Source organism: Klebsiella sp. Lac1, assembly GCF_009825425.1.
Taxonomy (GTDB): Bacteria; Pseudomonadota; Gammaproteobacteria; order Enterobacterales; family Enterobacteriaceae; genus Klebsiella; species Klebsiella electrica.
In genome coordinates, this window is the sequence record NZ_VJZJ01000001.1 from 1133622 (window position 1) to 1145498 (window position 11877).

Genomic DNA, 11877 nt, shown 5'->3' on the forward strand with positions numbered 1-11877 from the left:
GAAGTGCCCGACAAGAAAAAATTGAGCGCACATTTTCCGCCGCCCCCGTGGGGAATTCTTTGCGATAACGCAGGTTAGCAGAGTTTTCATTGCCAGTTGCGCATATTCAGACAGCGGCCGCGGGCCGGAACATCGTCACTGTCGTGAGTCACCAGCACCGCCGGGATGGCGAGGCGCGCCAGCTCATCAAAAACCCAGCGGCGAAAATCGGCGCGTAGTTCGGCGTCAAGGCGGTTAAACGGCTCATCGAGCAGTAGCGCCAGCGGACGGGCCAGCAGGGCGCGGAGCAGGCTGACGCGGGCGCGCTGACCGCCGGACAGCGTCGCCGGATCGCGGGAACAGAACCCGGCCAGCCCGGCCCGTTCCAGCGCCTGCTGGACCTGAATTTTACGCGCCGCGCCGCGGATGTCTGCCGGTAGCGCCAGCAGCAGGTTTTGCCCGACGCTGAAATGGTCGAACAGCAGCGCATCCTGAAACAAAATCCCGATCCGCCGCCGCTCGGTGGGGCGTTCATCGCAGCGTTCATTGTTGAGCCACAGTTCGCCGCTGGCGCGAAAAGGGGCCTCCAGCGCGCCAATCATCCAGGCGAACAGTGTGGACTTACCGCTGCCGGATGGCCCCATCAGCGTCAGCACTTCGCCCGGCGAGACGGAAAATGCGATTTCCCGCAGCAGAGGACGATGGTGCAGCGTCAGGGTCAGGTTGTTTACGGTAAGCACTAGCGTAATCCTCGTCGATAGCGGCCTGCCAGCCAGGCCAGCAGGGCGGTCAGGGAAAAGACCATCGCCGGCAGCAGTAGCTGCCATAACGCCTGCGCGGCAAGCGTTGGCGTATCGCCGCCGCTGCTGAGCGCTACGGCTTCGCTGGTTAACGTCGGCGTCCGCCCGGCACCCAGCCACAGGGTGGGCAGATACTGGGCAATGCTTACCGAGAAGCCGACGGCCAGCGCCATCAGCAGCGGGCGTATCAGCATCGGCAGTTTTACCCGCCAGAATTGCTGCCAGCGCCCCCAGCCAAGGGTTCGCGCCACCAGCGTCAGCCGCGGGTCGCGGTGACGCCACGCCGGGCGCAGAACAAACAGCATCCACGGCACCACCCACAGCAGGTGGCCCCACAAGACGGTGGCGAATTGCCCATCCAGCCAGGCAGACAGCGCCAGTTGATACTGAGCGTCGGCCAGCGGTAGTGCAGGCAGGACCAGCGGTAGCCAGACCCAGCTATCGCCGCGGGAGGGGCCGCACTCCAGCCACAGCAGGCAGATAAGCGCCCCCGCCAGGCAGGCGAGAAGCGCCAGCCCGAGGCTGTTCGCCAGGCTATCGCTTAGCGCAGAGGCGCTGTGTGCCAGTGCCGCCAGCAGCAGCGCGCAAAGCAGACCGCTCAACGGCAGGCCGATTGCCAGCAGCCGCCCGGCGAGCGCGCGCGGCTGCGCACGACGAATGCCTCGCAGGTCAGGGACCCGTCGTTGCCAGAGGCGCCATCCGCCCCAGGCGCAAACAAGCAACCCTCCCAGGATGAGCAGCAACAGCAGGCTGGCGAGGGCGCCTTTCGCCTGCTGCCTATCATCGCCGTGGTTTAACCATTGCCAGGCGAGTACCGCAAGCGTTGGCGGGTTGCCCGGACCGATCACCAGCGCGACATCCACCGTCGACAGGCTCCAGGCGGTGGTCGCCACCAGCACGACCGCAAGCGCGGGCGCCAGCGTCGGCAGTATCAGCCAGTTCAGACACTGCCAGCGGCCGTATCCCTGGCTTTTGAGAATCGTGGCCTGCTCCGCCAGGCGCTTTTCGCTCAGCAGACCGTAGATAACCCACAGCAAAAAACCACTCTCTTTGATGGCCATCGTCAGCCCCAGACCGATGCCGTAGCGATCGGCCAGCGGGGAGCAAACGGAACAGATGCGATACAGCCAGCCGCCTTCGGCGAAAAGCAGCAGCGCGGCGGTGGCAAAGGCGACATGAGGTACGGCTAACAGCAGCGGCAGGCGTCCCGCCAGCTGCCGCCAGCCGCGGGAGGGCCAGAGCGCGGCGACGACGCTCAGGCTTATCAGCAGCGCGCCGCCGACCGCGAGGAGCGTGGAGATAAGCGTCGCCGCCAGCGCCTGCCAAATCTGCGGATCGACGAACAGCGTCTGCCAGCAGGCGAGGCGGAACGCCGGCGCGAGCATGAGCGCAATGGCCGGGAAGACGGGCAGATAAATCAGCGCCATGCTTCCCCAGGCCAGCAGAATCAGTGGGTACCGTAACGGCGCAGCCATTCCTGCTCCAGGGCATCAACCCAGGCTGCGTGGGGTTCCGCCAGTACCGGCGGTCGGTTTTGCGGAGTCAGCGCCTGTAGCGCCTGGCGCTGGTCGTTGGGTAAGCTCTGCGGGTTCAACACGCTGGGGTCGCCCCACACCGCCGGGTCAGCCTTACGCAATTGCGCCGCCGGGGAGAGCAGGAAGTTGGCTACCACTCTGGCGCCCGCCGGGGCGCGCGCATTGGCCGGAATGGTCACGAAGTGCACATTACCGAGCATCCCGTGCGTAAAACCAAAGCCATAGCTGTCTTTCGGCAGCTCACCGCTAACCGCTTTTTGCCGGGCATGCAGCGGGTTAAACGTCAGCGACAGCCGGAGCGTGCCGTTCGCCAGCATGGCATCCATGCGGGCTGGTGAGGCCGGGAAATCGCGCCCCTCCCGCCACAGCAGAGGATGAAGCCGGTCGAGATAGCGCCACAGCGGCGCGGTGACGGCGGCAAACGTCTGTGGGTCCGGGGGGAGGCGCAGCGCCTCCGGGCGTTCCGTCAGACTCATCAGCAACTGCTCAATAAAGGCGGTGCCGGTAAAGTCCGGCGGACGCGGATAGGTGACCTCGCCGCGATGCGCGGCGGCAAAGGTCAGCAGCGCCTCAGGACTGTCTGGCGGCGTCGGCGTCTGTGTGCCTCGGGCGATAAAGGTGAGCTGCGCGCTGCCCCACGGGGACTCTGCACCTTCGGTCGGCAGGGAGAAATCCTCACGCACCGGCTGGCGGGTATCAACATAGCGCCAGTTTGGCAGCGTCTGGGCCCACCCGGTTTGCAGCAGGTTGGCGGTTTTCAGGGTACGGAAGTTCTCACCGTTAACCCACAGCAGATCGACGGAGCCGTTTTGCTTGCGCCCGGCACGGGCTTCCGTTTGCAGGCGCTTTACCGTATCCGCGGCATCGGCGATATGCACGATGCGCAGGTCGATGGCATAGTCGCGCTTCACTTCGGCGCTGACCCAGTCGAGATAGCGATTTACCGCCGGGTCGCCGCCCCAGGCATTAAACCAGACCGTCTGTCCGCGGGCCTGGCGAGCTATCTGTTGCCAGCTATCGTCGGCGTGAGCGGCAAGCGGGGCGCACAGCAGCGCCGCGAGCCAGAGTAAACAGTAGCGCATCATCCGCTCCTTATTATTGGGGGTCTTTTGCCGAGTCCGCCGGGGGGATCTGGCACAGGCCCTGCGCCGGGATCGCCATGGCGGAATTAAAGCGTGCCGACAGATTTTGTAAGCCGATCAGCGCCGTGAGTTCGGTCAGGGCCTGGGCATCAAATCGCGCCATCAGCTTGCCGCGCAGAGCATCGTCGACGGTTGGCGGCGTCAGGCTGGCGGCTTCGGCATACTCTAGCGCCAGACGTTCGTTTTCGCTGAACAATGGGCTCTGGCGCCAGCTGGCGACGGCGAGGAGTTTATCGTGGTTGCCGGTGCGTTCAGCCAGCTTCATGCTGGTGATGTCCACGCAAAATTCGCACCGACACATCTGGGCGACGCGGGCGCTGACCAGCGCGCGCAGCACCGGATCAAGGGGCGAACGCTTGCGTTCAAGATAGCCGACAAACATCGACAGCAGATAAAAGAGCCACGGAATACGTCCCCACCAGCGAACAGGGCTAAGCACTTCGCCGTAATGGCGACGATGCAGCCAGGTCTGCGGGCGCAGGATCAGGGGGATGGTGCGCAGCGGCGACAACCTCATCAGGACTTCCTCTTATGACGTTCGAGATAGCGGGCTTTAGCTATAAAGATAATCAGCGTCAGCGCAAACAGAACGGATAATGCGCTAATAAACCAGAATGTCCCGCCGGTTAACTGGCTGCCCACCCACGAGTACACCAGCGTGGCAGGCAACTGGCCGATACCGGTGGCGAACATAAACTGGCGAAAGCGAATCGAGGTCAGACCCGCCGCATAGCTGATAGGATCAAAGGGGACAAACGGCAGCAGCCGACAGATCAATACCGTCTGTTGACCGTAGCGGTCGAAGAAGGCGTCCATACTGCGCAGCACCGTTTTGCCGGTCAGCTTTTCAACCGCTTCGCGGCCCAGCACTCTGGCGATAAAAAAACACAGCGCGGCGCCGGCCATGGCGCTGGTCCAGGAAAGTGCAGCGCCCCAGAAAGCGCCAAACAAAGAAGCGTTAGCGAAGGTGATCAGAAAGGCGGGGAGCGGCGCCACGACGGCCTGCAGGATCATTAAGGCGAAGGAAACCAGTGCCGCCTGCGGCCCGTAGGCGTGAATAAAGCGCTCAATGGCGTGCTGATCTAAGGCGGAAAAGGCCGCCAGACTGTGCTGAATAAACGCATTCACGGCGGGGATACGCCACCAGGCGACGAGCGCGGCCACGACAATGAGGACTAGCGCCGCGCGAGCGCGCCAGATGAGACGCGCGTTATTTTTCTTCATGGCTAGCCTGCAGCTTGTCGGGATCGATCTGTCGCCGCCGGGCAAAGATTTTGGCGCCCTGAATGATGCCAAATAAGGCGAGGCCGGCGAGGCTCAGTTTCAGTATAAACCCCAACGTAATGCCCTCTCTGGCGAGTTCGCTCGCCATCAGAGTATAGATAAACAGCCCCGGCAGGGTCGTCAGGAGCGATATCAGCATAAATGAGCCGAATGGAATGGCGGTCAGGCCATAGGCATAGTTTTGAATGTTGTACGGAAACAGCGGCACCAGGCGGGTAAAAATCAGGAAATCTGTACCGCTGCGGGCAATTCCGCGTTCAATAGCCTGAAAGGTGGCGGTATGTCCGGCATATTTCAGCAGCAGATCGCGACCCAGCCAGCGGGCCAGCAAGAAAGAGAGCGCCGAGGCCACCGTGGCCGCACACAGCGATAGCAGGGTGCCCCATACCGGGCCAAAGACCACGCCGCCGACCATCACCAGGATACTGCCCGGAATCAGGCACAGGGTGGCGACGATAAATAAGGCAACATAGAGCGTCCAGCCGAGCGGGCCGCTGTGTTGGATCAGCGCCTGCAGTTGACGGAAGTGGGTCAGCAGGTCGGCAAAGCCAGAGAAGGAGACAATCGCCGCCGTGGCGCAGAGCAGGGCGAGAATCAGCAGCAGCTGAGAGTCTGCTTTATGACGGCTTCTTTTGCATGGGGATCTCCTGTTTTTACCGCGTTCCGTGAACCTGCGCCCCGGTCGCCAGGGCGTGCGCGACAGTATAATAAATGGCAAGCCGCAACAATGTCTTACCGCGGATTTATTGATTTTGCTCAGGATAAGCGCACTCTCCGCGGCCGTCAGGCCGGGAGAGTCGAGGGAGAAAGCGCGTTACGGTTTGAAGGTGGCCCAGACCGGCGCATGGTCGGACGGTTTTTCCATACCGCGAATGTCGTAATCAATACCGGTTTCTACGCAGCGCTGCGCCAGTGGAGAGCTTGCCAGCAGCAGGTCGATACGCAGCCCGCGGTTATCGTCAAAGCCTTTGGAACGGTAGTCAAACCATGAGAAGCGATCCTGGCTATCGGGATTGGCCTGACGCCAGGTGTCAACCAGGCCCCAGTCCAGCAGGCGCGCCATCCACTCACGCTCTTCCGGCAGGAATGAGCACTTACCGGTGCGCAGCCAGCGCTTACGGTTCTCTTCGCCAATGCCGATGTCAAGGTCGGTTGGGCTGATGTTCATATCACCCATGATCAGCAGCGGATTATCTTTGTTCAGCTCACTATCGAGATAGTTTTGCAGATTCTGGTAAAACGCCGCTTTTGCCGGGAACTTAGTTGCGTGGTCGCGGCTTTCGCCCTGCGGGAAATAGCCGTTGATCACCGTCACATTGCCGAATGCGGACGGAATTTCCGCCATGATGATGCGCCGCTGGGCCTCTTCGCCGTCGTCCGGGAAACCGCGGCGCACTGAGACCGGCGTCTCTTTGGTCAGCAGCGCCACGCCGTAGTGCCCTTTTTGACCGTGGTAGAACACGTTGTACCCGAGTTTTGCCACCTCTTCGAGCGGAAACATGTCGTCGTGTACTTTGGTTTCCTGTAAGCCAATAACGTCAGGCTGATGTTTGTCGACGATGGCGGCCAGCTGGTGGGGTCGGGCACGCAGGCCGTTGATATTAAAAGAGAGAAATTTCATAGTCGCTGCCACTGTGCAAGGTGAATAGTGCAGGGATGGTAGCAGAAATTCGTCGGGCTGGCTGCCGGAAGGTATTTTATTGTGCCTGTTGTTCCGATTGGCAGTGCTGGCATAACCCGCGTGCACCATTCCGGCGCAGCCTGCGCTAAAAAAGGGCGAATATCTACGATAAATTTCGTAGAGGATCACAAATACAGAATTATATCTTACTGATGCATAAACTATCTGATTTATTCACTGCTGTTGCCGAGGGGTAAGATATTTATTCACTATTTATGCATTTGATGTGCATAAATTGAAATCGTAACTTATTGATATTCCTTGCCTGACTCCGATTTATGCATTTTTTCCTCTGGCTGGCACGATGTGTGCAATCTACATTTACAGCGTGACAACCTACAATTTTTAACATTATTCATACTTTTTATTTACCGGAAGAGGTCGATATGTCTCAGTCAATTACGCGTAACAATTTTGATGAATGGATGATGCCGGTCTACGCGCCAGCGGCTTTTATTCCGGTACGCGGTGAAGGTTCACGCCTGTGGGATCAGCAGGGGAAAGAGTATATCGATTTTGCCGGCGGCATTGCGGTGAATGCCCTGGGACACGCTCATCCGCAGCTGATTCGGGCGTTGACGGAACAAGCCGGAAAGTTCTGGCACACCGGCAACGGATACACCAATGAGCCGGTCCTGCGTCTGGCGAAACAGCTGATCGACGCGACTTTTGCCGACCGCGTTTTCTTCTGTAACTCAGGCGCAGAGGCTAACGAAGCGGCGCTGAAGCTGGCGCGCAAATATGCTCACGACCGTTTCGGCAGCCACAAAAGCGGCATCGTCGCGTTCAAAAATGCCTTCCACGGTCGCACCTTGTTTACTGTTTCTGCGGGCGGCCAGCCGGCCTACTCTCAGGATTTTGCCCCGCTGCCGCCGCAGATCCAGCATGCGGTTTATAACGATCTCGAATCGGCGCGGGCGCTTATCGATGACAACACCTGCGCGGTGATTGTTGAGCCGATGCAGGGCGAAGGGGGCGTGGTGCCAGCCGATGCGGCCTTCCTGCGTGGTCTGCGCGAGTTGTGCGACGCCCATCATGCGCTGTTGATTTTTGATGAAGTCCAGACCGGGGTGGGCCGTACTGGTGAGCTGTATGCCTATATGCACTATGGCGTCACGCCGGATGTCCTGTCGACGGCGAAAGCGCTGGGCGGCGGTTTCCCGATTGGCGCGCTGCTGGCAACGCAAGACTGCGCCAGCGTCATGACCGTCGGGACGCACGGCACCACCTACGGCGGTAACCCGCTGGCCAGCGCGGTGGCCGGCGAAGTGCTGTCAATAGTCAATACGCCGGCGGTACTGAACGGCGTGAAGCAGCGCCACCAGTGGTTTACCGAGCGGCTGAACGCCATTAACGCGCGCTACGGCCTGTTCAAGGAGATCCGTGGACTGGGACTGCTGATCGGCTGCGTCCTCAATGATGCCTGGGCCGGAAAGGCGAAAGCCATCAGTACCCAGGCGGCGGAAGAGGGGCTGATGATTCTGATTGCCGGCGCGAACGTGGTGCGTTTCGCTCCAGCGCTCATTGTGAGTGAGGAAGAGGTGAAAACCGGGCTGGATCGTTTTGAACGGGCCTGCCAACACTTCCTCGCGGGAGCGTCATCATGATGGTGATTCGTCCTGTAGCCGCCGAAGATCTGGCCGGTCTGGTGACCCTGGCCGGTGAAACCGGCGGCGGCCTGACATCGCTGCCTGCCGATGAAAAGACGCTGGCGGCGCGGATTGAACGTTCGCAGAAAACCTGGCGCGGGGAGCTGCCAAAAAGCGAACAGGGCTATGTTTTTGTCCTTGAAGAGACCAGCAGCGGCGCGGTGGTGGGGATTTGCGCTATCGAAGTCGCGGTAGGGTTGAACGATCCCTGGTACAACTACCGCGTGGGGACACAGGTTCATGCCTCAAAAGAGCTGAATGTCTACAACGCGCTGCCGACGCTGTTTCTCAGCAACGATCACACCGGCAGCAGCGAGCTGTGCACGCTGTTTCTCGATCCGGCCTGGCGTAAAGAGGGCAACGGCTATCTGTTGTCGAAATCGCGCTTCCTGTTTATGGCCGCGTTCCGCGAGCACTTTAATGAAAAAGTGGTGGCGGAGATGCGCGGCGTGATTGATGAACATGGCTATTCGCCGTTCTGGGAAAGCCTCGGCAAACGCTTTTTCGCCATGGAGTTCTCGCGTGCCGACTACCTGTGCGGGACCGGGCAAAAAGCTTTTATTGCCGCCTTGATGCCGAAGCATCCGCTGTATATCGACTTTTTATCCGATGAGGCGCGCGCGGCGATCGGCGAAGTTCATCCGCAAACGGCGCCGGCGCGCGCGGTGCTGGAGAAAGAAGGGTTTCGCTACCGCAACTATATCGACATTTTCGACGGCGGGCCGACGCTGGAGTGCGACATTGACCGGGTGCGGGCGATTCGTAAAAGCCGGCTGGTGACCGTGGCGGAAGGGCAGCCCGCGCCGGGGGAATGGCCGGTATGCCTGGTGGCCAACGAGCAGTATCTGCAATTTCGCGCGCTGCTGGTGCACGCCGATCCGCATACCGATCGCCTGCTGTTAAGCGCGCGCGAACTGGATGCCCTGAAATGCCATGTCGGCGACCAGGTGAGACTGGTTGGTCTGATTCCGGAGGAGAAAAAATCATGAGTTTATGGATCAACGGTGAGTGGCAGAGTGGACACGGTCCGGCGCGCAGCAAAATCAACCCGGTCAGCCAGGCGCTGCTCTGGCAGGGCAACGACGCCGACGCCGGGCAGGTGGCGCTGGCGGTCAGTGCCGCGAGACGGGCCTTCCCGACATGGGCCAGGCAGCCGTTCAGCGTCCGTCAGGCGATCGTGGAAAAATTTGCCGCGCTGCTGGAAGCGAACAAAACCGAGCTAACCGCGGTCATTGCCGCAGAAACCGGTAAGCCGCAGTGGGAAGCGGTAACCGAAATCAGCGCGATGATCAACAAGATCGCTATTTCCCTGAAAGCCTACCATAGCCGCACCGGTGAGTCGCAAACGGTCATGGGCGATGGCTCGGCGACGCTGCGCCATCGCCCGCATGGCGTGCTGGCGGTGTTTGGTCCGTACAATTTTCCCGGCCATCTGCCTAACGGGCATATTGTGCCGGCGCTGCTGGCGGGGAATACGCTGGTGTTTAAGCCCAGCGAACTGACGCCGCACAGCGGCGAGGCGGTGGTGAAACTGTGGGCCGAGGCGGGACTGCCGCCGGGGGTGCTGAACTTACTGCAGGGCGGACGGGAAACCGGCGAAGCGCTGAGCGCCCAGCCGGATATTGACGGGCTGCTGTTTACCGGCAGCTCGGCGACGGGGTTTCAGCTGCACCGCCAGCTCGCCGGCCAGCCGGAAAAGATTCTGGCGCTGGAGATGGGCGGCAACAATCCGCTGATTGTCGACGACCCGCAGGATATCGATGCGGCGGTGCATCTGACCATTCAATCGGCCTTTATTACCGCCGGACAGCGCTGTACCTGCGCTCGTCGCCTGCTGGTGAAGCGCGGCGAGAGAGGCGATGCGTTTCTCGAACGACTGGTGACAGTGTCACAAACCCTGGTGCCCGACGCCTGGGATGCGTCGCCGCAGCCGTTCCTTGGCGGGCTTATCTCGGCCCAGGCGGCGCAAAAGGTGCACCAGGCCTGGCTGGGACAGGTTGCGAAGGGCGGAAAAACGCTGCTGGAGCCGCGGCTGTTGCGGGCTGGTACTTCGCTGTTGACGCCGGGAATTATCGAACTGACGGCGGTGGCTGAAGTGGCCGACGAGGAAGTTTTTGGTCCGCTGCTCAGCGTCTGGCGCTATGACGATTTTGCCGAGGCGATCGCCCTCGCGAATGCCACCCGGTTTGGTCTTTCCTGCGGGCTGATTTCCGCAGAGCGCGAGAAATTCGACCGCCTGCTGCTGGAAGCGCGGGCCGGAATCGTCAACTGGAACAAACCGCTGACCGGCGCCGCCAGCACCGCGCCGTTTGGCGGCGTGGGGGCCTCCGGTAACCACCGGCCGGGGGCATGGTACGCGGCCGATTATTGTGCGTGGCCGATGGCAAGTCTCGAAACGCCGGAACTGACGCTACCGGCGACCCTCAGTCCCGGTCTCGACATCCTGCGAGGAGCCGCCCGATGAAAGCTTTTGAGGTAAATTTTGACGGACTTCCCGGTCTGACCCATCACTACGCCGGGCTCTCCTTTGGCAATGAGGCGTCGACACGACATCGCTATCGGGTATCTAACCCGCAGCTGGCGGCGAAGCAGGGGCTGAAAAAGATGAAGGCGCTGGCGGACGCGGGCTATCCCCAGGCCGTCATCCCGCCACAGGAACGGCCGAATGTTCCTCTGCTGCGCCGGCTCGGATTCAGCGGCAGCGACCCGCAGGTCATCGAGAAGGCGGCGCGCCAGGCGCCGGATCTGCTGTCGGCGGTGAGCTCGGCTTCGTCAATGTGGGTGGCCAACGCGGCGACGGTTTCGCCCTCGGCCGATTCGCTGGATGGCCGGGTTCACCTGACGGTGGCCAATCTTAACGATAAATTCCACCGCGCCAGTGAAGCACCAACGACCGAAGCGTTGCTGCGCGCTATCTTCCCTGATGAGCAGCGCTTTGCCATCCATCCCCCTTTGCCGCAGGTGGCGTTGTTTGGCGATGAAGGGGCGGCGAACCATAACCGCCTCGGCGGCGAGTATGGCGCGCCGGGCGTGCAGCTTTTTGTCTACGGTCGCCAGCAGGGCGGCGAGGGCGAAAGCCCGCTGCGCTACCCGGCACGACAGACGCTGGAAGCCAGTCAGGCGGTTGCGCGCCTGAATCAGGTGAATCCGCGGCAGGTTATTTTTGCCCGGCAGAATCCGGCGGTGATTGATAAAGGGGTATTTCACAACGATGTGATTGCGGTGAGTAATCGCCAGGTGCTGTTTTGCCATGAACAGGCGTTCGTCGATCAGCCTCAGTTGATGCGCGAGCTTGCCGGGCAGGTGGCCGGGTTTACGCCCGTTATTGTACCGACCCGCGCGGTGACGGTAGAAGAGGCGGTAGCGACCTATCTGTTCAACAGTCAGCTATTGAGTAAACCCGATGGCACGATGCGGCTGATTCTTCCCCAGGAGGCGCAGGAACATGCTGGGGTCTGGCGTTACCTGAACACGCTGCTGGACGCTGACAACCCGATTGATGAACTGCAGGTTTACGATCTGCGCGAAAGTATGGCCAACGGCGGGGGGCCGGCCTGTTTGCGCCTGCGAGTAGTGTTGACGGAGGAGGAACTGCGGGCGGTGAATCCGGCGGTATTGATGAACGAGGCGCTGTTTGTGACCCTCAATGACTGGGTCGATCGCTACTATCGCGATCGTCTCACCCAGGCGGATCTGGCGGATCCACAGCTGCTTGTCGAAGGTCGCGAGGCGCTCGATCGGCTGACGCAAATCCTGCAGCTGGGTTCCGTTTATCCGTTTCAGCAGGCGCTGTGACTTCGTTTTCGT

At 61.0% G+C, this 11877-nt stretch carries 11 protein-coding genes; 4 read left to right on the forward strand and 7 right to left on the reverse strand.

Going from position 1 to position 11877, the window contains the following annotated elements:
- Window positions 1-86: 86 nt before the first annotated feature.
- From FNY10_RS05365 to xthA, 7 genes are all read right to left on the reverse strand, one after another.
- Window positions 87-719, reverse strand: a complete 633-nt coding sequence (locus FNY10_RS05365; protein WP_131049685.1) for an ATP-binding cassette domain-containing protein — start codon at window positions 717-719, stop codon at window positions 87-89.
- Window positions 719-2254: an ABC transporter permease subunit gene (locus tag FNY10_RS05370; RefSeq protein ID WP_160703728.1), complete on the reverse strand. Its 1536-nt coding sequence runs from the start codon at window positions 2252-2254 to the stop codon at window positions 719-721. Before FNY10_RS05370 ends, FNY10_RS05365 begins: the two co-directional genes overlap by 1 nt.
- A complete protein-coding gene (locus FNY10_RS05375) occupies window positions 2227-3396 on the reverse strand; it encodes an ABC transporter substrate-binding protein (protein ID WP_160704047.1) in 1170 nt (389 codons plus the stop codon). The genes FNY10_RS05370 and FNY10_RS05375 overlap by 28 nt, the downstream gene beginning before the upstream one ends.
- 13 nt (window positions 3397-3409) lie before the next feature.
- The gene (locus FNY10_RS05380) at window positions 3410-3973 is read right to left on the reverse strand and encodes a carboxymuconolactone decarboxylase family protein (RefSeq protein WP_131049682.1); all 564 of its coding nucleotides are present in this window, start codon (window positions 3971-3973) and stop codon (window positions 3410-3412) included.
- Window positions 3973-4680: a TVP38/TMEM64 family protein gene (locus FNY10_RS05385; RefSeq protein WP_131049681.1), complete on the reverse strand. Its 708-nt coding sequence runs from the start codon at window positions 4678-4680 to the stop codon at window positions 3973-3975. The genes FNY10_RS05380 and FNY10_RS05385 overlap by 1 nt, the downstream gene beginning before the upstream one ends.
- Window positions 4667-5305 (reverse strand): TVP38/TMEM64 family protein, encoded by a 639-nt coding sequence (locus FNY10_RS05390; protein WP_131049748.1) that lies wholly within the window; start codon window positions 5303-5305, stop codon window positions 4667-4669. The genes FNY10_RS05385 and FNY10_RS05390 overlap by 14 nt, the downstream gene beginning before the upstream one ends.
- Before the next feature lie 249 nt (window positions 5306-5554).
- Window positions 5555-6361, reverse strand: coding sequence for an exodeoxyribonuclease III (xthA, locus tag FNY10_RS05395; RefSeq protein WP_100686071.1), 807 nt, complete (start codon window positions 6359-6361; stop codon window positions 5555-5557).
- Between the two features lie 446 nt (window positions 6362-6807).
- On the opposite strand from xthA, the gene FNY10_RS05400 reads away from it, so the two are divergent.
- The 4 genes from FNY10_RS05400 to astB are packed head-to-tail and all read left to right on the forward strand — an operon-like array spanning window position 6808 to window position 11865.
- Complete coding sequence (locus tag FNY10_RS05400) at window positions 6808-8028, forward strand: aspartate aminotransferase family protein (protein WP_131049679.1); 1221 nt, start codon at window positions 6808-6810, stop codon at window positions 8026-8028.
- Window positions 8025-9059, forward strand: a complete 1035-nt coding sequence (gene astA / locus FNY10_RS05405) for an arginine N-succinyltransferase (RefSeq protein WP_100686073.1) — start codon at window positions 8025-8027, stop codon at window positions 9057-9059. Before FNY10_RS05400 ends, astA begins: the two co-directional genes overlap by 4 nt.
- Window positions 9056-10534, forward strand: a complete 1479-nt coding sequence (gene astD / locus FNY10_RS05410; RefSeq protein ID WP_160703726.1) for a succinylglutamate-semialdehyde dehydrogenase — start codon at window positions 9056-9058, stop codon at window positions 10532-10534. The genes astA and astD overlap by 4 nt, the downstream gene beginning before the upstream one ends.
- On the forward strand, window positions 10531-11865 hold the full coding sequence (astB, locus tag FNY10_RS05415; RefSeq protein WP_160703724.1) for an N-succinylarginine dihydrolase: 1335 nt from the start codon (window positions 10531-10533) through the stop codon (window positions 11863-11865). Before astD ends, astB begins: the two co-directional genes overlap by 4 nt.
- The last annotated feature ends 12 nt before the right edge of the window (window positions 11866-11877 follow it).